Below are 20960 nucleotides of genomic sequence, written 5' to 3'. Positions count from 1 at the left end.
GTGCTTTCCCTGCGCGACAGCACACCTCGGGACGTGATCGGGACGTGAACAGAGCGGCGGGTGGCCATGGTTGAGCTGGGCGGAGTGCTGGGTGTCGCGATGGTGGCCCTGGGCATGGTGCTCACCCCCGGCCCGAACATGATCTACCTCGTCTCCCGGAGCGTCACTCAGGGCCGACGCGCCGGTGTGGTGTCCCTCGGCGGTGTCGCCGTGGGCTTCCTGGTCTATCTGCTGGCCACGAACCTCGGCCTGTCGATGGTGTTCCTCGCCGTGCCCCCGCTGTATGTCGCCGTGAAAATGGCCGGTGCCCTCTACTTGGCCTACCTGGCGTGGAGCGCCCTCAAGCCCGGGGGCGTCTCCGTCTTCGCCCCCCAGGAGATGCCCCACGACTCCCCGCGCAGGCTGTTCACCATGGGCCTGATGACGAACCTGCTCAACCCGAAGATCGCCATCATGTACCTCTCCCTCATCCCTCAGTTCATCAGCCTGGATGCGGGGAACGTCCTCCTTCAGGGCATCGTCCTCGGCTCCGTCCAGATCGCCGTGGCCCTCACTGTCAACCTGAGCATCGTCCTGGCCGCCGGCACCATCGCGCTCTTCCTCGCCCGCCGCCCCTCCTGGCTCCGGGCCCAGCGCTACCTGATGGGAACGGCACTCGGCCTGCTGGCCGTCTCGGTGGCCCTGGACACATCGGCACCGGCCGGCGCGAGCTGATCCCCGGGGCCTGAGCACGGGCACCAAGCAGAGACCGGGGAGCCAGAGTCGGAGGGCAGAGGGCATAGGGCAGGGGGCAGAACGATCGGAAGGCAGAGGGCAGAGGGCAGAGGGCAGAGGGCATAGGGCAGAGGGCATAGGGCAGGCGTCAGACGTCAGACGTCAGAGCATGATGAGCAGACGCGTGTTCGCCTTGAGCTTCCTGTTCACCGAACGACTCTGCACGTACACCTCCAGCTTGGGGTTGTTTCCGGCCTTCACGGAAACGGTGCCGTGGACGCCCGTTCCGAACAGGAGGCTGCGCGCCGCGTCGCCCGCATACGCCCGGTCGGTGTCCTTCTCGACCACGATGACCTCCTTGCCCGGCTGAACCTGCACCCGGGCACCCAACTGGTAGTAGCAGGAGCCGCGTTCGTACGCCACACCGGGGTGCGACTCCACGAACGGCCGGATCTCCATCTCCTTGTCGACCTTCAGGAGGCGGTACTTGTCGGCCGGGATCGGTTCGAGGACCGCCCGCACATCGTCCACCGATATGTCCTGGCCGACGGCGAACAGATTCTTCGTACCGCGCACGCCCTGTTCCCGTCCGCGCAGGAAGCTGGTGGCGGCGGCGCGCACGGTGCCGATCGCCTCCTCCACACCCTCCTGGGAGTCCGCGTCCCAGATGGCGATGTTCCCCGCCGGGAAGCCGTAGTTCTGGGCGGTGCGCTTCGCCAGCGAGTTCGGAACGAGGATCGCGGACGTCCAGTGCCCCGGAAGCCGGCCCATCTTCGCCGCGATCCTGTCGAGCCAGGGGCCGAGGATCGCCATGTCCCCGTCGTGCCGCCGATCGCCGCCGGAGGCGTTCTCCTCGCCGTCCGTCACCACGATCTGGAGGAAGCTGTGCTCGCCGTACTCCTCCCAGATGTGCCCCAGGTCCTCCAGGGACTTGAGGGAGGCCTCGATGAGTGCCGTGGCACCGTTGTTGACCTTGTACAGCCCCCGCATGGACGGCAGGTGCTTCACGTCCATGTCCCAGACCAGGTTCTCCACCCTGTGGTCGAAGGAGTAGAGGCTGATCCGGGTCTCATGACCGAGGCTGTCCGACTCGGCCTTCAGCCCCGCCACGAATTCGTCGACGACCCGGATGAGCTGACTCTCGTGCTGCCGCATGGAACCCGAGCAGTCCACGACCAGCGCGACGTGATTGACCTTGTGCTGAATCCTGTTGGCGGACATGTCTGTGCTCCCTCTCCGAGGCTCCCCGACTGGTGATTCCGACTCTATGGGGAGGCACTGACAACGCCCGGGGCAGCGGGATGGGGAGGGCCCCGGGGGGGGGCCAGGGAGGGGCCAGCGAGGGGTCAGGAAGGGGCCGATTCCATCGGTATTTCATCGGCGCTTCCTACTGTCGGCCGCCAACGAGCGGAGTTCCCGACGGAGAGGCACACCATGGCAGGAAGCGGCTCGCACCGCGCATTCACCGGGCTGGCCCTGGTGGCCGGTATCTGGGCGTTGATCATCGGGCTGACCGCCTCGGTCGCCGTGGCCCGGCCCCTGCCCGCTCCCGGGCCGGGCGACGACCGGTCCGGTGTCTCGCGGTACTTCAGCGGCCCTCAGGGCCTGGCCATTCCGACCGCACCGTGCGACCCGGCCGGCCCCTCGGCCACCGACGGCGTCATGGCCACCCAGCTCAACCCGCAGCTCAAAGCGAAGATGGCCGGATATCTGGATGCCTACAAGATGTCCTGTGCCCGGATGGTCACGCAGGCGGTGAAGGACCGGGGGCTCAACCCGAGAGCCGCGGCGATCGCCATCGCCACGATCATCGTGGAATCCAGCATGAACAACTACTCCCAGGCGGTCGACCACACCAGCATCGGACTGTTCCAGCAGCAGGACTGGTGGGGCAGCAAGGAGCAGCGGCTGGACCCTGCCTACGCCACCAACGCCTTCCTCGACGACATGGAACGGCGCTACCCGGACGGCTCCTGGAACAACGCGCCGATCGGCGAGGTGTGCTGGAAGGTGCAGCAACCGCGCGAGGACCTGCGCCACCTGTACGGGATCGAGGCGGGTGACGCCACGCTGATCGCCAACGCGTTGTGGTCCGGTACGAGCGGCGGCCCCAAGCACCCGTACGCCTCCGGCCGGATCGTGTCCGGGCAATCCGCGGACGGACGACTGGAGGCCTTCGCCGCCGGGGCCGACGGTGTCTATCACGCATGGCAGACGGAGGCGAACGGCGCGTGGTCGCCCTGGCGGTTCGCGGGTGGTCCGCGCAACGCGCAACTGGCGGTGGCGTCCAACGCCGACGGGCGGCTGGAACTGTTCGCACTGTCGGACACCACGTTCGATCACATGTGGCAGACCCGGCCCAGTGCCGGATGGTCCGACTGGGAGACCTTCGGCACCGGCGGGCACGAACTGGCCGCGGGCAACAACGCCGACGGCCGGATCGAAGTGTTCGCCTCCAACTCGGAGGGCGTGTTCCACCGCTGGCAGACCGCGCCCAGCGGCGGCTGGTCCGGCTGGGAAGGCACCCACGGCGGCCCGGCCAACGCGCGGCTCGCCATGGAAACCGCGTCCGACGGCCGTCTTGAGGTCTTCGCGCTGTCCGACTCGACGTTCGAGCACCTGTACCAGACACGCGTCAACGGCGGGTGGTCCGCCTGGGAGACCTTCGGCACGGGCGGGCACGCGGTGGCCGCCAGCTACAACCAGGACGGCAGGCTGGAGGTCTTCGCCTCGAACTCGGAGGGCGTGTTCCACCGCTGGCAGACCGGCCCGAGCTCGTGGTCGAAGTGGACCGGCACCGCCGGACTCCCCGACGCCGAGCTGGCCACGGCACGGTCGGTCGACGGACGGATCGAGGTGTTCGCCATGAACGGCACGGCGGCGGGGCATGCCTGGCAGACCCGCCCGAACGCGGAGTTCTCGCAGTGGGAGGAGTTCGGCGGCGGCGGTACGTCGGTCAGTGCGGGCAACAACGCCGACGGTCGCATCGAAGTGTTCGGTACCAGCCATGTCGGCGTCTACCACCGCTGGCAGACCGGCTTCGCCACCTGGTCGGAGTGGGCCTGGCTGAACGATTCGGGCCCCGCGATGACCTAAGGGCTGTCCCCTTCACGCCGTCGTCCCGTGAACCGCGTCAGCCGCGAACGGGACGACGGCTCCGAGCACCGTTCCCGTGTAGTCGACGTGGTTCCGTCTGTCAGCCCGTAACGTTCCGGGGTCTACTCGGCCCCGCCCTGTTGCTAGCGTCCGTACCGCCTTCGTACTGCCTTCGTACCGCTTCACACTGCGTTCGTGCCGCCTTGCGCACCGCTCCGCTGCCTTCCTACTGCCTTGCGCACCGCGGTTCGCATGTCCCGACCGTCCATCCCACTCACCCCGAGACTGCCAAGGGGAGGAGGACTCGTGCTTCCAGGACTCTCCCGACGCGCGCTGACCTGGGTTCTCGCGGCGACAGCCACCCTGCTGCTGCCGACGCTGCTGCCCGCGACTCCGGCCGCGGCCGCCGCCCGGGCCACCACCACCGCCACCACCTCTACCGCCGCCCTCGCCGCCACAGCGGCCTGCCCGGCCGCCGGTTTCGTGTCCCAGCACTTCCACGACGGCCACAACGGTGTCGACATCGCCAACGCCGTCGGCACGCCGATCTACGCCGTGGGCGACGGCGAGGTGACCATCTCCGGGTACGACAACACCGGCTACGGCCAGTGGATCCGGGTCCAGCACCCCGACGGGCGCATCTCCGAGTACGGGCACATGAGCCGACGGGACGTCGTCGTCGGGGACCGGGTCGTGGCCGGTCAGCAGATCGCCCTGATGGGCTCCGAGGGGCAGTCCACCGGCCCCCACCTCCATCTGCGGATCTGGAGCGACCGGTCCGCCTCGCGCGGGATCGACCCCGAGGTCCACCTCGCGGAGCGCGGCGTGGTGCTCCCCTGCACCCCGGGCAGCGTTCCGCGTCCCCAACCACCCGTGTATCCGGCGGAGTCGGGACGGGTCGTGTCGGCGCGGTCGGCGGACGGGCGCCTGGAGCTGTTCGTCGCCGGTGCCGACGGCATCCATCACGCATGGCAGCAGAAGGCGAACGGCGACTGGTCGGAATGGGAGTCGCTCGGCGGGCCCGGCAACGCCGAACTGGCCATCGCGCCTAACTCCGACGGCCGCCTGGAACTGTTCGCCATCAACGGCGACACCTTCCAGCACCGCTGGCAGTCGCGCCCCTCGGGCGGCTGGTCGGACTGGGCGGACTTCGGCGGCGGCGGCCGGGACATCGCGGCCGGTGTCAACGCCGACGGCCGCATCGAGGTCTACGCCTCCGGTCCGGTAGGGCTCTTCCACCAGTACCAAGTCGCCCCGAACGGCGGCTGGTCGGGGTGGAAGCCCACAGGCGGCGGCCCCGCCGACAGCCGGGTGGAGATGGGGAAGGCACCCGACGGGCGGCTGGAGGTCTTCGCTCTCAACGGCACCGCCCTTGAGCACCGGTACCAGACCGCCCCCAACGGCGGCTGGTCCGAGTGGGAGGGATTCGGCGAGGGCGGCCACGATCTGACGATCGATCATAATGCCGACGGCCGCCTGGAGATCTTCGCGTCGGGCCCCACCGGCGTCTTCCACCGCTATCAGACCGGCCCCACGAGCTGGTCCGACTGGGACCCCACGGGCGGCCCCGCCGACTCGCAGCTCACCAGCGAGCGATCCCCCGACGGCCGGGTCGAGGTCTTCGCCGTGAACGACACCACCGCCATGCACATCTGGCAGACCGCCGTGAACGCCCCCTACGGCGACTGGGCGACCTTCGGCACCGGCGGCACCGAGGTCACCGCCGCCACCAACGCGGACGGCCGCATCGAGGTCTTCGGCACCAACCAGGACGGCACCTTCCACAAATGGCAGACCGGCTTCACCACCTGGTCCCAGTGGCACTGGCTCAACAACTCGGCGGGTCCCGGCGTCGACTGACCTCCGGAGGACTCAATCGGAGGAATCAATTCCACGAAGGGCTCACAGCTGCGAAGGGCCTCATGCCCGTGAAGGCCCTCTTACCTGCGAACTCATTCCCGTGAAGGCCTCATGCCTGCGAAGGAACCCATGCCTCCGATCAGCAGACGGAGCCTGTTGCTCGGTGCGGCGGGCGCCGGCGCCCTCCCGCTCCTGGGCGCCGGCCCGGACCTCGCCGCAGCCGCGCCCGGGAGCGCCCCGCACCCGTACAAGGTGGGCGCGGGCCCGTTCACGTACGTCTACGACCCGTCCACCTCCGCAGGTCCGCGCTATCTCAACGACCACACACTGATCAGGGCCCACGGCCGCTGGCACCTGTTCAGCATCGTCGGCAACAGCGCGCCGCGCGGCGAATCCCCCGACAGCGCGGCGGAGACGTCCTTCGCCCACGCCTCCGCGCCGAGCCCGTACGGCCCCTGGACCAGCCACCCCGACGCGCTCACCGTCGACCCGTCCTACTTCGGTGAGGAACACCTCTGGGCGCCGCACGTCATCGAGGCGGACGGCAGATTCTGGATGTTCTACGCGGCGGGCGGCACGAACGGCGCGGCGATCAACCTCGCCACGTCGACCGACCTGTTCAGCTGGACCCGCGAACCGTCCGGCCCGCTGTTCCGGGGGCGTGCCGCACGGGACCCGATGGTGCTGCGGGTCGGTGGCGAGTGGGTCATGTACTACACGGAGCTCTCCGCAGCCTCCACGACAGGCGACGGGCACCACGTCGTGGCCCACCGTCGCTCCGCCGATCTGCTGCACTGGGGCGAGCCGGGCGTCGCGTTCACCGACGCCAGCACGGACACGACCGTGTCGGTCACCGAGTCGCCGTACGTCGTCGAGCGGGACGGCTGGTACTACCTGTTCATCGGTCCCCGGGGCGGCTACGAGGGCACCGATGTCCTCGCGTCACGGGATGCGTTCCGTTTCGAGCTGACGGGCCGTACGGGGCATGTGGCGGGTCACGCCGTGGAGGTGGTCCGCGACGGCGAGGACTGGTACGCGAGCGCCGCGGGCTGGTTCCGCAACGGGCTGTACGTGGCACCCCTGTCCTGGCGGGACACCCCGCCGCCGTGGCAGAGCCCCGACAACCCGGTGGCGGGCCTCGATGTGAACGGCCGCCTTACGGTGTTCGCCCTCGACGCCGCCGACCGCGCGATGCTGCGGCGCGTCCAGCTCGACCCGCACGCGGACATCTGGTCGCCGTGGGAGCCCTTCGGCGGTCCGGCAGGCGCGGTGCCCACCCTCGGACGCACCTCCGACGGCCGCCTGGAGGTGTTCTCGCTCGCCCCGGGCGGCGCCAACCTGCACCACCGGGTGCAGCGGCCGGACGGCGGCTGGTACGACTGGGAGGAGTTCGGTGGCCCGGCCGGTGCCGCCCCCGCCGTCGCGCGCGACGCCCGCGGCAGGCTGGAGGTCTTCGCCCTGAGCCCCGGCGGCGCCTCCCTCGCACGGCGGCGGCAACGGTCGGCCGGGTCCCTCGCCTGGGACCCGTGGCAGCCCGGCTTCGGCGGGGCGGCGGGCGCGCCCCCGGTGGTCGCGTCGAACGCCGACGGCCGGTTGGAGGTGTTCGCCCTCTCCCCCGGCGGCTCGGGCATCGACCACCGCTGGCAGGAGACACCGGGAGGCCCCTGGACCGCGGCATGGCACCCGTTCGGCACGGCGGCCGGTGCCGCGCCCCGGGTGGCCGGCGACGGCAGCGGCCGCCTCACCGTCACCGCGATCGGCCCGTCGGGCCTGGGAACCTTCGCCCGACGCCAGTCCGTACCGAGCGGCGGCTGGGACGCGTGGCAACCGCTGTTCGCCTGGAGCGCCGCCGCCCCGGCCCTCGCCGTGAACGCCGACGGCCGCCTGGAGGCACTCTCCCTCACCCCCGGCGGAGCCCGCCTCAACCACCGCTGGCAGACCTCGCCCGGCGGGGACGTACACCCCGGCGGGGAGTTCGGGGAGCCCGGCATCCGTCTCGTCGCCACGCCCACGGCAGCCGCCGACGCCACCGGCCGCCTGCACGTCTTCGCCGTCACCACCGCGGGCCGGATCCGGACCCGCGTCCAGACCCGGCCGAGCGGCGGCTGGCAGCCGTGGGCGGCCTTCGGTGACCGCAACGTCGCGCCTCTCGTGTCGGGCAGCCAGGCGCTCTAGGGACGCGGGCCCCTCCTGTGGCCGAGAGGCCCTACCGGTCCGACAGGCCACACAGGTCCTACGGGTCCTACGGGTCCTACGGGCTATACGGGCTATACGGGCTATACAGGTTTTACAGTCAGGCCCCCTTGAGCTTCGCGGCTGCCGCCTGCAACTCCTCCAGAACGGCCACGCTCCCGAAGATGGTCCGCAGGGAGGTGCCGACGCGGCGAGCCGGTCCGCGCAGCCGGCGGCTGGAGGCCGCGAACAGGTCGATCATCGACAGCACCTCCTGGAAGGCGACCGCGGCGGACCGCATGTCCCACGGTGCACCGGCCACGTCCGTCAGCAACTCCTCGGCACCCTCGGGCCATTCACCGCGCGGCGTGGCCCCTGCCCATTCCAGGAACGCCCTCAGCGCGGCCATGCTCGCCTCCATGCGCCCCGCGAAGCGCTCGGCGGCCGCCTCCAGGTCGTCGGCCGGTCCGTCGATGGCCTGGGCAAGGCGGTGGATCACCGTCAGCTTCGCGCCCGTCGTGGCTCCGGGGTGGCTGACCCGGGCCATGTCCTCCGTGATCAGCTCCATCATCGCCGCGAGATCCGCCAGCGCGGACTCCACATCCTCCATGTCGCCCGTGATGGCCTCCATCTGCGCCTCCGCCTCGACGACCAGGTCGAAGAGGCCCGGCGATTCCTCATCGGGCTCGGCCGCGGTCTGCACACAGGGCTCCGCCGGGGCCGCGGGCTGCGCCGGGACCGTCTGCCCGCCCACCGCGGCGGTCAGCCCGCTCACCGTCGCGGTCAGTACGCCGATGAGTTGCCGCCGGGCCCCGGCGGCGTCGGCCGACTGCGCGGGAAACGCGATGTGCGGCGTCACCCCCGCGGGCCCTGAGGGCACATCAGCTGTCTCGGTGACACGGACGGTGCAACGACCGAGCGCGTGCCGCACACCGAGGCCGAAGGCCAGCTCCGCGTCGGGTGCGCCGAGGTCGGCGACGACGACGTCGGCCTCGGCCACCATCCGCTGAAGCTGTTCGCCGGGTAAACCGGCCTCCGTGAGCCGGTCCGCCCGTACGAAGGTGAGACCGAGCTGTTCGCATGCGGGACGAACGACCTCCTCGTAGAAGGTGGTGGACCGATGGCGCTGGCCGTCGGGGGAGAGGCCCGGGGGCAGGCCTGGGGGCAGGTCCGGGGACAGGCCCGGGGGGTCAGCGGCGGGCGTCCGGCCGATGGCGAGACACGTGGGCATGGCAGGCTCCTTCAGTTGAAACAGGTCAGTTGCATGGGGTCGGTCACAGGGGGTCGGTCACAGGGGGGGGCAGACATGGTGAGTCGGTCGAAGAGGGTCAGTCGAAGAGCGTCAGCGCGACCCCGTCGGCGACCTCGTCGGCGAAGACCGGACGCTCCTCGATGCCGAGCGCCCGCAACAGGTCCACCGTCAGCACCCGGTGGCGCCGGCCGACCCGGACCGTGGGGCACGGGAAGTCGCCGTGCGCGATCAGCCGGTAGGCGGTGCCCTGGCACATGCCGAAGGCCCTGGCAGCCGTACGCAGGTCGACACTGACCGGGAGGTCGAAGATCTCGCGGAAGCTGAGAGGCGACTCGGCGTGGGTGCTCATCCCTTCCTCCCGCCGCGCCGGAGGGACATCCTGGCGACCTGTCGGCCCCGGCCGGAGTACCGAACGCCGGACGCCGTGTCCGCCGCTCCCCAGGCCCGGGCCAGCGCACCGAGCCGTACCCCTTCCACGCGGTGCGCGGGGACGGTGATCCGTACGTTCGCCGAGAGTCCGGACCGGCGAGCGGGCGGGTCGTAGTCCGCCTCCCAGAAGCCCTCCCCCGCCGGGTCGAGGGGAGCGCCCCCGGTGGTCTCCACGTCGTCCACCGCCCATTCGGGACGGGCCCTGCGCCACAGGGCCCACGCTCCCGAGCAGGCCGAGCGCAGCACGTGGCCGCCGGGGTCGGGGGTGTCCGGTCCGAGCTCCGCCAGCGCTTCGAGGTAGCAGGTGACGAGTTCGGCCTCGACCTCACTCCGTTCGACGCGGAAGCCGTGGCTGAGCCGGAAAGCGGTGCGGCGGAGTCCGGGAAGTCCCAGCCACACGACGGCCGTCGGCCAGTCGGACCCGACGGGCGGCCCCTGCCTGCGCTCCGCGATCTGGTGCCACAGGGCGGCGCGCCCCTGCGGGCACACGGAGCGGTCGTAGACCTTGCGCCGGGCCCGCCCCAGGGTGAGGGGGACGCCCGCTGGTTCCGATCCGTCGAAGAGCCGGAGCCGGGGTGTCGGGTCGCTGTCGGCGCAGTGGCGCTCGACAGTGGAGAAGAGTCCGGGGTGAGGGGGAAGGGGCATGGTTCCTCCGGGAGAGTCCGCGTGGTCGAACTGCGTGATGGAGCTGCGTGATGGAGCTGCGTGGTTGATCCGCGTGGTGAATCTGTGTGGTGGAACTACGTCGTCGAACTGCGTGGTTGATCCGCGCGGTCGAACTGCTGGGCTATGTCGCGCGGTTAATCCGCCTTCGGGGCAGGGGACTTGCTGCGCCACTCGGTCAGCGCCCGGGCCGCCAGACTCTTGCCGGGCAGCGTGTCCGGCCCTCTCTCGACGGAGAGGAGCCAGCGCAGGAATCCGGGCTGCCGGGCGGCCACCAGACCGTCGAAAAGCTCCTCCGGAGCCCGGCGGCCCTGGTTCTCCGGCCCGTCCACGCCGCAGCACCAGACGAGCAGGGCGTCACGCATCGCTCCGTAGGTGATCGATTCGTTGAGAGCGTGCCCGGTCAGCTCGACGGCGCCCGACGCCACCTCGGTGTCGCCGGAGATCCGCTCGCTCCACCAGGTGATGTCCGCGCTCGCCATGCCGGGAAAGGCCAGGGCTGCCAGCAGACCGGGGACGCCGCCGCACTCCTTCCACTCCCGCATCCGGTCGAGGACAGTGGCCCTGGCCCGCGATTCGCCCGTCGCGAAGAGCTGCACCAGAGCCGTCTCGACGAAGGTGAAGACGGCCGTGTCGTCGTCGTGTCCGCCGGTCGGCGTGTCCATGAGCCGGTGGAGCAGGTCCAGCGCGTGCCCGGTGGTGAGACCGCCCCGGTCCGCGTGACAGGCGTGCGCGACCACCTTGCGCAGGGCCGCTTCGGTCTCCGTACTCCACTGTTCGAGCAGATCGCTCGCCGTACGCGCCGCGGCAGGGTCCCTGACCGCCGTACCCAGGCACCGGGCGGCCACCTCCGGAGCCGCCGGGTACGGTGCCAGAGCCAGGTCACGCAGGTATTCGAGGGAGCGGCCGAGGGTGGCCGCCGCCATCGAGGCGGCCGCCCGGCCGGCGCGTTCGATCTGGTCGGCCTCGTGTCCGGTTGCCGCGAGCCAGGTGTGCAACTTCGGCAGGAGGTACGCGTGTTCACGGCACAGGACCTCCCACACCGTCTCGGCCACCGCGGGCCGGAAGAAGGACACGGTGTCCGTGCCCGTGTCGGCCTGACCGGTGCCCGGGGCCCGGTGTGCTCCGAGGGCGCGGAGGATGTCGGGCCAGGGGCGCTGAGGAGAGGCGTCGGCAGGCGGCTGGCCGGAGCCCCACTGGGCGGGATCCTGCCGCCCGGCGGTCCCGGTGACGCTCAGCAGCTCCGCCGCCCGTTCCGCCACGACACCCCAGTGGAGACCTCCGTAGACGCTCACGGAGACCAGGTGGGCGAGGAGAGGCGGTTCGGCCTGGGCGCGGGCGACGATCTCCCGGCCCTCGGCCCGGGCCAGAGCCCGTACCACCTCAGTGCCGGAGGACCCGCCGACGATGCCGAGCCGGATCACGGCTTCCGCCGTCTGCGCGGCACGGCGGGGCGGCAGCCCGTCGGGCAACAGCTGGGCGAACCGGCCGGGTTCCAGCGTACGCAGCCACACGGCGGACGCCTCCTGCGTGGGGCAGCCGTCCGCTAGATGGGCGGCGAAGACCTTCCCCGGGTCCGGTGGGAGATGGCGCAGGACCGGCACGCCCATGCGGTCCTCCAGGGTTCCGGCCAGTCCGGGGGCGTCGGCGACGACGATGACCATCCGCGCTCCCGCCTCCGCCTCCGCCAGAAGGGCCTCCAGCCGGGACAGGTCCCAGGCCCGGAGCTCGAACGGGTCCGGAGGCTCCATCACCAGATAGCCGTGCACGCCCCGGGGCCGCGGTGTCCACCGGGAGAGGTTGACGGCCCCGTCCACCTGGACGACCACGGGCTCCTCCCTGCCGTGGGCCAGCAGGTTGAGGGCGTGGGTCTCCCGCCCGGTGCCCGGTTCGCCGATGAGCACGACGATGCCGGAGTCGAGTGCGGCGCGCGCTTCGTCGAAGCCGGGCGGCGCCGTGAAGCGACGCCTCACCGCCGCCAGGCGCTTCGCCCGCACGGGACCCTGCCTCATCGGTCCCGCGGCAGAGCCGCTGTCCGCCGGGGCGGACATGCTCATCCGCTGGTCACCGTGCACCGTGCCGGTGTTGAACGCGCCCTGGGGCGCATAGACCAGCGTGTCCGGCCGGGCGGGAAGGGCCGCGACGACGGCGCCGAGGTCGCCGAGGCCGTCCGCCCGGAAGAGCTCAGAGGTCACCGTCGGCTCCGGGGTCGACGTGGCTGCGGAGCTCGACGGCGGTGATGTGCTGACCGCCGTGCACGGTGCCGGTGTTGATGATCCCGCGCTCGGCTTTCAGGACCATGGCCGGGGGGATCTCCGGCTCCTGAGCCGTACCCGGCGCCTCACGGGCCGGGTACGCCGGCTCGGCGGTTTCTCTCGGTCCGGGGAATTCGATGACGTTCCCCTTCCCCTTCCCCTTCCTCTTTCCCGTTCCCTCGCCTGCTTTCTCGATCTCGCCCTTACGACAGGTCTCTTCGGATCGCATGTCGCCCTTTCGATACGGACGCCCCGGTAACCGATTCGGGCGTCCCCCTTGGACTCCTTGGACTCCTTGAGATTCCCGTACGTCTGCGCGCGGGTCCGCTCCCGGAACCCGCATGAGCGGTGACCGTGGTCACATCCTGAGATCCTGAGGGCGAGGGGCATAGGCCGAGGGACACAAAACGGGTGGGCGCGCTGCCCTAAGACAGCGCGCCCACCCATACATCCGAATATCGAATACGCTTTCCCGCCTCAGAGAGGAGCTCCGGGAACCGGTCGCCCCAGTGCGGATATGCGGTCGCGCAGAAGGTAGGAGATCTCCTTGCGTTCCTGGTCGGTCAGCGTGCCGAGCATTGCGGCCAGTTCCTCCTGCCAGTCGGTGCGCGGCGGGACGAGCAGCCGCTCGTGGTCGACCGCCCAGTCCAGCACCTGGCGCACCTGGTCGGGGTGCCTGAGCAACCAGAGGGCTGCCAGCGAGGCCGGTCCGGCACGGAGGGCCTGGAGGCAGAACTCGTACTCGCCGCGCCGGCTGGTCGTCCACGAGTAGCGCACGCCGTCGCCCTCGTCCTCGCCGAGACGCAGTTCCTCGCCCGTCTCCCGGAGCCGTACGTCCAGGACCCGATAGCTCAGGCCGGTCTCCTCCAGGTGCTGCGGCACGCCGAGGTGCTGCATGATCTCGGGGGCTCCGAGTCCGCTGCCCGCTGACTCCTGGGCCTCGGTCAAGTGGCGCAGGACGCTGGTGAGATGAGCGCGCACCATGTGCCAGCCGTGCAGGGTCTGCGTCCGCACGACGCGTACGGGATCGCGGACCCACCACGCCACCCACAGCTCCACGGACTCCCTGCCGTACACCGTGGGAAGGCCGACGGCCTGGGTGTCGACGTGCTCGGTGACGTCGACCCGGAAGACATCGGTGTAGCTGCCGCCGATCCCCGGCGCGCCGGCTTCGTCGGGCAGCGGAACATAGGCTCCGGTGTCCTCAGCTTCTCCGGGGGCGCCGAGCAGGAAATAGTCTCCGTCGGCATTCCGGAGCACCAGGGAGGAGTCCCGTGCGGCGGACCACCGGTGGCTGAGGATTTCCCGCCAGGGCGGCCTGGACGCTCGATGGTAGAGACGCTCGGTGGACTGGTCGTTCATGCCGCCTCCCCAGGCTCTCCGTGTTCCCCGTAACGCCATCTGCCGAGCGCGTCCCGTGCGATGTCCAGCCCTGCCCAGCCGTCGACTCCTTTCTCCTCCATTTCCACGAAAAGGCGGAACTCACCGGGTCGCAGGGAACGGGACAGGGAGGCGAACAGGTTCTCCACCGCCCGGCCCAGCTTTCCGTCCCACTGGCCCCATTGGGACCAGTTCAGCAACGCCGCACAGACGGTGTCGAACGAGGCTTCCGTGTTCAGTGCGAGATGAATCGTGTCGGTGATCGCCCGCCCTCCATGGCTCCCCTCGGCGAGATGCCACTGGAACCACCGGGGGTACTGCAACAACTGACCGAAGGTCACCAGCAGTTGTTCCGTGTCGGACTGCTCCGCATCCAGCCAGTCGAGAAGGTGGCCGAATACCCTTTCCTCGTTTCCGGCGCGGAACAGTTGCAGGGTCGCCGCCCGCACCGCCATCAGGACCCGGTCGCCCGCCTCCTGGCCCGCCCCGTCGCGAACCGGGCCACCGAGAACCAGGGTGCGCAGGAGTTTCAGCGCTACGGCCGGGCGGGACAGGCCGAACTCCGCGCCGCACGTGTACGCCACCGTGGTCCGCAGCCGGAAGTCGGCCGCCACGCTCCACCGCTGGAGGCGGTAGCGCACCTCCGCGGCCAGTACGGGGTCCTCGGCCGCGATACCCAGCGCGTGGGCCGCGATGAGGCGGCCGGTCGTGCGGTCGGCCCCGGCCAGAGCTCCGATGTGCCGCAGCGCCCGGCGACCGCCTCCCCAACTCGCGGCCCGGCCCATCACCTCGCCCACCGGGCGGGTCAGTTCACCGGAGCGGTGCACCTCCCCCAGCCATGCGACCAGCAGGTCGGAGAGCTGCCCGTACTCACGCCATACGTGCCGGAGCACCGTTTCGGCCTGTCGGTGCCGGACGAACGTCACCGCTTCCACGCTGTGCGCGTAGGCGCCCTCCGTCCGGATCTCACGCGTCTGCCGGGTGGCACGGACGGCGCGCAGCAGTTCCGTCAGGGAGCGCCGGAAGACGAAGCCCGGGTTCGGACGCTCGGCCTTCTCGGCCCCCTGGGCATCCGCCGCCGGAAGCATGGCCGTCAGACGCCCCTGCGACAGCTCCAGCAACCGGTCGGCCTCCTCCCTGACGATCCGGTGGTCCAGGCCCTCGAAGACACAGGCGGCCAGCAGAAAGGCGAGGGCGTCCGGATCGCCGCACAACTCCGCGATGAGCTGCGGGACTTCCCGCTCCGCCCGGTAGCTCAGCCGGGCCCGTACGTCGCCGAGGGCGTCCGGATCACCGTCGGCGGCCACGATGGCCGACACCAGTTCCACCACCTCCGCCGGCACCAGCTCGGGTACCAGCAGGTCCCCCAGCTCATGGCGGTGGTCCAGAGCCGCGAGCAGTCGTTCACGTTCGTGCTGTTCCGGTACCGCCGCCTCGAATTGGCTGCCGAACACCCGTGCGGGAGGCGGCGGTTCGCACAAGGTGGGGCTGATGTGGAGGTCGTGTTCGAGGCTGCGCAGCAGGGCCGCGTCATCGGGCAGCACGATCACCATGAGCGCCCCGGCCTGCTCCAGCAGCGAGCGCACATGGCCGAGGACGCCCGACCCCAGAGGCCGGTTCGGGAACAGCCCGTCCATCAGGTATCCACGCGCGGAGCTGTCGGTGGGCTCCCAGCGGTCCAGCTCGGTGACCCCGTCCAAGGCCCGCAGCGGAGCGTCCTCGCCGCAGGCCTGCCGCAGAAGGTTGAGCGCCGCCGTACGCCGCCCGGAGCAGGGGCGGCCGACGAGGAAGAGCGGCCCCCGGCGGAGCTTGCCGAGGGCGGCACCGAACCAGTCCGGCTCCGTGAACCCGAACGCGGCGGCCCGCACTTCGGCCTTCGGGATGGGCCCCTCGCGCACCGTGGCCGCCCGCCTCCCCCGGCCTTCGCCGGCAGAGGCGTTGTGCACCTGTTGATCGCCGTGGACGGAGCCTGCGTTGATGTTTCCGTGCGGCGCGTACACGAACGGCCCCGCCGCTCCTGCGGTACCTGCGGCCCCGCCGATGGCGTCGATCAAGGCGGCGAAATCCCACTCCGGCGGCGCGCCCGCGTCCGGAGTCACTTCCGCCCCTGCCGCTTGTCTCCGCGCACCTTGTCCCCCTGGAAGCCGCGGACGCGCTCGGCCTTGTTGCCGCCCACGTAGTCCCCGGCGATGTGGTCCCCGGCGATGTGGTCCCCGGTGGTCCGGGAGTTGTCCACGCTCTGTCCGCCGTGAACGGTGCCGGTGTTGATGTTGCCCCGCGGCGCGCTGTTCCTCACGCCGGGGCTCCGCGTATCGCCGCCCCCGAGCGGAGTGGGCGTTTCCGCCACCGGCTCCTGTGCGGCCTCCTCGGGCGCGGGCTCTTCGTAGAGCGGCCCCGAGGGCTGGGGAACGTAGATCCATGCCTTCTGGGAGAACGGTTTGCCGTCGACCGTCGCGGCGACCTCGACGAAGTGGTCGAGATGGCGTCCGGTGTACCCGCCGGCCACCGCGTCCTCGTAGCAGCGGGCGGAGAGGATGGCCGCGACATGCGTGATGTTGGCCTTGTGGGAGGCCAGCACCGCCTTGACCGGGCGGGAGTCGAGCAGGCGGTGCGTGTCGTTGCGGGCCGTCCCGTTGCCGCCGAACTCGTCGCCGGTGTCGGGCAGGGGGCCGATGTGCAGGCTGGCCCGGAGCCTGATCGGCGCCGCCCCGTGGGACAGGACGTTGTAGTCGGTCAGCACTTCCTGGAGCGTGAGCAGCAGGGGGTGGACCACGAAGGGCATGAGCGCGGGATCGAACCCGAAGACATACCCGTCGCCGGTCGTAGCGGGGAAGACACGGCTCTCCCAGAGCTCCAGGAGTTCCGCCCTGACCAGCGCGGTCCTGAGGAGTTCGGGGACGACACGGCTGATGGCCTCGTGCTCGATGGCCGGGCGCCCGGTGAAGTCCTTGGCATCGACGGCCAGGATGCCCCGGTAGGGCGGTAACGGCCGGCTGCGGGTGTACGACCCCGTGATCGCCTGCGGGAGTTGGCTCATGTGCTCGCTCATGCGGCTCCTCCGTACTCTCTGTGAAGGGCAGCCCGGCGGTTTCGAGCCGGGCTGCGACGCCGTCCACGAAGTGGTCCGGCCTTTCGAGCTTCACAGCGGCCGCGCGGTCGTTCCGCTCCGCGGGCACCGACGGGACATGACGCGCGTCACTCCCCGGTCATGCGGCGGCGGGACCGTCGAGCGCCTTCCGCAGACCTTCCACGTCGACCACGCAGATCCGGCTCTTGCCGGCCTGCACCAGCCCCGGCCCGAGCTGCACCAGCGCCTTGCTCACCGACTTGCGCCCCACTCCGATGTGCTGGGCCAGCTCGTCCCTGGTCAGGGAGAAGGAGCGCGCCCCGCCGGAGACCTCGACCAGGCGGAGCAGCGCCATCACCAGGCGTTCGCGTACGTCCCCGTCGTGGACCTCGGTCTGCTCCTTCAGTCGTCGTGTCGCCAGCTCCGCGAGGGGCTCCGCGAGCCGGTGTTCGCGCACGAGGCGCCGGAAGTCGCCAGCGGGAATCACGGTGACTTTGCATATGCTCATCGTCCGCACGTCAGCCAGCCTGACATCACCACGCTGGAGCGCCATCTCCCCCAGGATCTCGCCCGGACCACGAAAGGCGAGCAGCCGCTTGCGCCCGTCACGGTCGGTGCGCACCACCTTGACCAACCCGCTCACCAGGGCCAGACCTTGTGTTCCCTCGGTACCCTGCCACAGCAGGGTCTCGCCTGCCGCACGATGCCGCACCGGGTAATCGGTCAGCCCCGCCCACGCCTCGTCCGACACCAGATCCCGGAGAGACGACACTAAGAAGGAAGAATCTTCGCTCATGCGATCACGCTAGAGCAGCGAGGCTCCGGCCACCTCGGGAATTGCGCACTCCGCACCGGGAGTCGCTCGATGAGGCCGGAACCTTTCCATCACAACAGGGGCCCACCGCCGTCGGGCACACCGCAAACACCGGGCACGAACCGGCAGGATGGGGAGGCAGACAGCCCCCATCCCGGGGCGGCACGAGGGGATGATCGCCCGCATGACCACCAAACCCACGCCGTTCGACGAGCTCGACCGGAAGATCGTCGCCACCCTGATCGCGAACGCCCGGGCGAGCTTCGCCGAGATCGGCACGGCCATCGGACTGTCGGCCACCGCCGTCAAGCGCAGGGTCGACCGGCTGCGCGCCACAGGAGTGATCACGGGGTTCCGGGCCACCGTCCGCCCGGCCGCACTCGGCTGGCGCACCGAGGCGTACATCGAGGTGTACTGCGACGGCGCGGCGCCGCCCAGGCGCCTGGCGGAGGTGGCGCGCAAGTACCCGGAGATCGCGGCGGCCATGACGGTGACCGGGGCCGCCGACGCCCTGCTCCACATCCGGGCCACCGATGTGGAGCACTTCGAGGAGGTGCTGGAGCGGATCCGCAGCGAGCCCTTCATCCGCAAGACGATCAGCTACATGGTGCTGTCCCACCTGCTGCCGGACAGCCCGGAGGCCGGAGCCAGCGAGCCCGCGCCGGACACCGGGGCGGGCGCGAGCGGCGGCAGTGACGCAGCGAACCTGCCCTGAGTCGCGCATCTGCGCAGCATTCCTGCGTATGCACGCAGCTCTTCTTTCTTGTCGGGCGTATCAGCCGCTTTCTACGGTGAAGGCATCCCCATCGTCACCGGAGAAGCGGAGGAGCTCTGTGCCCGTAGGAGAAAACTCTGTGCCCGTGGAACGTGGCCCGCTGGGCGATCGTCCGAGCCTCAGGCGCTATCTGATGTGCGAGCCCCGCTATTTCGAGGTGCGCTACGCCATCAACCCGTGGATGGACACCGGCACACCGGTCGATCTTCCTCTCGCCCGTGACCAGTGGCGGACTCTGGTCGAGGCGTACCGGAGCCGTGGCCACGCGGTCGAGACGATCGCTCCGGTCGCCGGTCTGCCCGACATGGTGTTCGCGGCGAACGCGGCTCTCGTCATGGACGGAAAGGTCTTCGGTTCGTCCTTCCACGCGGCGGAGCGGCAGCCGGAGTCGGCGGCGTACGCGAGATGGTTCAAGGAAGCCGGGTACGACGTGCACCCCTCCCGGTCGGTCTGCGAGGGCGAGGGCGACCTCGTCCCGGCCGGGCGGTACGTGCTGGCGGGAACGGGCTTCCGTACGCACAGCGCCGCGCACCGCGAGGCGCAGGAGTTCTTCGGCAGGCCCGTGATCGGCCTCGACCTGGTGGATCCGCGCTTCTACCACCTGGACACCGCGCTGTTCTTCCTCGGCGGGCAGCCGGGCGCGGACGAAGGGGCGGGCGAAAGCACGGGCGAGGGGACTGGCAAAGGGACGGGCGAGAGAACCGGCCAGAGGACTGGCAAGGAAGGCGACGAGGGAAACGTCGCCTACTACCCGGCGGCGTTCTCGCCGGGCAGCCGCGAGGCCCTGCGGCGGCTCTACCCGGACGCGGTGATCGCCACCGAGGAGGACGCGCTGGCGTTCGGCCTCAACTCCGTCTCCGACGGCCGTCACGTCTTCGTCGCGCCGCGGGCCCACGGCCTGATCGATGAGCTCAGCCGCCGAGGCTACGTCCCCGTTCCCGTCGACCTCTCGGAGTTCCGCAAGGCCGGCGGGGGCATCAAGTGCTGCACTCTGGAGATCCGCTGATGACCGACACACGCACCGACACCGTCGCCACTACCTCCGCCACTACCTCCTCCTCCGCCGCCTCCGCCCCTGCCTCCGCGTCCGAGACGCGTTCCTCGGAGCAGCTGATCCGGGCCGAGGCTCCGGTGCTCGCGCACAACTACCACCCGCTGCCCGTGGTCGTCGCCCGCGCGGAAGGCACCTGGGTCGAGGACGTCGAGGGCCGCCGCTACCTCGACATGCTGGCGGGCTACTCCGCTCTCAACTTCGGCCACCGCCATCCCGCACTCATCGGGGCCGCGCACCGCCAGCTCGACGAACTCACCCTCACCTCACGCGCCTTCCACCACGACCGGCTGGCGGGTTTCGCCGAGCGCCTGGCGGCGTTGACCGGCCTTGAGATGGTGCTGCCGATGAACACGGGCGCCGAGGCCGTGGAGAGTGCGGTGAAAGTCGCCCGCAAGTGGGCGTACGAGGTCAAGGGCGTCTCGCCGGACCGGGCGACGATCGTCGTCGCCGACGGCAACTTCCACGGCCGCACCACGACGATCGTGAGCTTCTCCACGGACGAAACGGCCCGGGCAGGCTTCGGGCCCTTCACTCCGGGCTTCCGGGTCGTCCCGTACAACGACCTCGCCGCGCTGGAATCCGCCGTGGACGAGACGACGGCGGCCGTGCTGATCGAGCCCGTCCAGGGTGAGGCCGGGGTCGTCATCCCCGACGACGGCTATCTCACCGGGGTCCGTGAACTGACCCGGCGCGCGGGGTGCCTCTTCATCGCCGACGAGATCCAGTCGGGCCTGGGGCGCACGGGCCGCACGCTGGCCGTCGACCACGAAGGCGTGGTGCCGGACATGCTGCTCCTGGGCAAGGCCCTGGGCGGCGGTATCGTCCCGGTCTCCGCCGTGGTCGCCCGCCGCGACGTGCTCTCCGTGCTCGGGCCGGGCGAGCACGGCTCGACGTTCGGTGGCAACCCGCTGTCGGCGGCGATCGGTTCGGCGGTCCTCGACCTGCTGGCCACCGGTGAGTTCCAGCGGCGCGCGGCCGAGCTGGGCGAGGTACTGGACCGCGGCCTGGCCGCCCTCGTCGGCTCGGGTGTCACGGGCTACCGGGCCCGCGGGCTGTGGGCAGGCGTGGACATCGACCCCGCGATCGGCACGGGCAGGGAGATCAGCGAGCGGCTCCTCGCCGAAGGCGTGCTGGTCAAGGACACCCACGGCTCGACCGTACGGCTGGCACCGCCGCTGACCATCACCGAGGAGGAACTCGGGTCCGCGCTCGCGGCCCTGACGAAGGTGCTGTCGTAGCCGCGAGCCACGGTGGTCGGCAGTGGGTGCTGTGGTAGCCGCGCGTCCCGGCGGTCGGGGGGGGGGGGGGGGGGTGTGGGGGGGGGAGGCCCCCCCCCCCCCCCCCAAAACCCCCCCCCACAACAAAAAAAGACAACCCCCCCCCAACCCGGGCACTTTTTTCTGCCATCCCCTCCTTCTCCCCCCGGTTT

General features: G+C 70.8%; 16 protein-coding genes. 7 read left to right on the top strand and 9 right to left on the bottom strand.

The window, feature by feature from the left end; all coding sequences use genetic code 11:
* Window positions 1-66 precede the first annotated feature (66 nt).
* The gene (locus ACZ5WC_RS11980) at window positions 67-714 is read left to right on the top strand and encodes a LysE family translocator (protein WP_468540972.1); all 648 of its coding nucleotides are present in this window, start codon (window positions 67-69) and stop codon (window positions 712-714) included.
* A gap of 162 nt (window positions 715-876) precedes the next feature.
* Here ACZ5WC_RS11980 and ACZ5WC_RS11975 read toward each other — a convergent pair whose 3' ends face one another.
* Window positions 877-1935, bottom strand: coding sequence for a vWA domain-containing protein (locus ACZ5WC_RS11975; RefSeq protein WP_468540674.1), 1059 nt, complete (start codon window positions 1933-1935; stop codon window positions 877-879).
* Between the two features lie 213 nt (window positions 1936-2148).
* Here ACZ5WC_RS11975 and ACZ5WC_RS11970 point away from each other — a divergent pair, with 213 nt between their 5' ends.
* From ACZ5WC_RS11970 to ACZ5WC_RS11960, 3 genes are all read left to right on the top strand, one after another.
* A complete protein-coding gene (locus ACZ5WC_RS11970; RefSeq protein WP_468540673.1) occupies window positions 2149-3810 on the top strand; it encodes a PLL family lectin in 1662 nt (553 codons plus the stop codon).
* A 306-nt stretch (window positions 3811-4116) separates the two neighbouring features.
* Window positions 4117-5670 carry a DUF8189 domain-containing protein gene (locus tag ACZ5WC_RS11965; protein ID WP_468540672.1) on the top strand — a complete coding sequence of 518 codons (1554 nt, stop codon included), beginning with the start codon at window positions 4117-4119 and terminating at the stop codon, window positions 5668-5670.
* Window positions 5671-5799: 129 nt separating this feature from the next.
* Window positions 5800-7845 carry a DUF8189 domain-containing protein gene (locus tag ACZ5WC_RS11960; protein WP_468540671.1) on the top strand — a complete coding sequence of 682 codons (2046 nt, stop codon included), beginning with the start codon at window positions 5800-5802 and terminating at the stop codon, window positions 7843-7845.
* A 118-nt stretch (window positions 7846-7963) separates the two neighbouring features.
* On the opposite strand, the gene ACZ5WC_RS11955 is transcribed toward ACZ5WC_RS11960, so the two are convergent.
* From ACZ5WC_RS11955 to ACZ5WC_RS11920, 8 genes are all read right to left on the bottom strand, one after another.
* The gene (locus ACZ5WC_RS11955; RefSeq protein WP_468540670.1) at window positions 7964-9073 is read right to left on the bottom strand and encodes a hypothetical protein; all 1110 of its coding nucleotides are present in this window, start codon (window positions 9071-9073) and stop codon (window positions 7964-7966) included.
* A 97-nt stretch (window positions 9074-9170) separates the two neighbouring features.
* On the bottom strand, window positions 9171-9443 hold the full coding sequence (locus ACZ5WC_RS11950; protein WP_468540669.1) for a helix-turn-helix transcriptional regulator: 273 nt from the start codon (window positions 9441-9443) through the stop codon (window positions 9171-9173).
* Window positions 9440-10168, bottom strand: coding sequence for a hypothetical protein (locus ACZ5WC_RS11945; protein WP_468540668.1), 729 nt, complete (start codon window positions 10166-10168; stop codon window positions 9440-9442). Before ACZ5WC_RS11945 ends, ACZ5WC_RS11950 begins: the two co-directional genes overlap by 4 nt.
* Window positions 10169-10323: 155 nt before the next feature.
* Complete coding sequence (locus tag ACZ5WC_RS11940; protein ID WP_468540667.1) at window positions 10324-12381, bottom strand: hypothetical protein; 2058 nt, start codon at window positions 12379-12381, stop codon at window positions 10324-10326.
* Window positions 12382-12918: 537 nt separating this feature from the next.
* On the bottom strand, window positions 12919-13803 hold the full coding sequence (locus tag ACZ5WC_RS11935; protein WP_468540666.1) for a hypothetical protein: 885 nt from the start codon (window positions 13801-13803) through the stop codon (window positions 12919-12921).
* On the bottom strand, window positions 13800-15920 hold the full coding sequence (locus ACZ5WC_RS11930) for a hypothetical protein (RefSeq protein ID WP_468540665.1): 2121 nt from the start codon (window positions 15918-15920) through the stop codon (window positions 13800-13802). The genes ACZ5WC_RS11935 and ACZ5WC_RS11930 overlap by 4 nt, the downstream gene beginning before the upstream one ends.
* Window positions 15917-16870 (bottom strand): hypothetical protein, encoded by a 954-nt coding sequence (locus tag ACZ5WC_RS11925; protein WP_468540664.1) that lies wholly within the window; start codon window positions 16868-16870, stop codon window positions 15917-15919. The genes ACZ5WC_RS11930 and ACZ5WC_RS11925 overlap by 4 nt, the downstream gene beginning before the upstream one ends.
* A gap of 157 nt (window positions 16871-17027) precedes the next feature.
* Window positions 17028-17684: a Crp/Fnr family transcriptional regulator gene (locus tag ACZ5WC_RS11920; protein ID WP_468540663.1), complete on the bottom strand. Its 657-nt coding sequence runs from the start codon at window positions 17682-17684 to the stop codon at window positions 17028-17030.
* 202 nt (window positions 17685-17886) lie between these two features.
* Here ACZ5WC_RS11920 and ACZ5WC_RS11915 point away from each other — a divergent pair, with 202 nt between their 5' ends.
* The 3 genes from ACZ5WC_RS11915 to rocD all read left to right on the top strand — a co-directional run bounded on the left by ACZ5WC_RS11915 (window position 17887) and on the right by rocD (window position 20769).
* Window positions 17887-18417, top strand: coding sequence for an Lrp/AsnC family transcriptional regulator (locus ACZ5WC_RS11915; protein WP_096630308.1), 531 nt, complete (start codon window positions 17887-17889; stop codon window positions 18415-18417).
* Between the two features lie 193 nt (window positions 18418-18610).
* Entirely contained in the window at window positions 18611-19483 is an 873-nt protein-coding gene (locus tag ACZ5WC_RS11910) for a dimethylarginine dimethylaminohydrolase family protein (RefSeq protein WP_468540971.1), read from the top strand.
* Window positions 19480-20769 (top strand): ornithine--oxo-acid transaminase, encoded by a 1290-nt coding sequence (rocD, locus tag ACZ5WC_RS11905; RefSeq protein WP_468540970.1) that lies wholly within the window; start codon window positions 19480-19482, stop codon window positions 20767-20769. Before ACZ5WC_RS11910 ends, rocD begins: the two co-directional genes overlap by 4 nt.
* The last annotated feature ends 191 nt before the right edge of the window (window positions 20770-20960 follow it).

Source organism: Streptomyces sp. NPDC033165, assembly GCF_055577965.1.
This window is presented reverse-complemented; position numbering and strand designations above follow the sequence as displayed.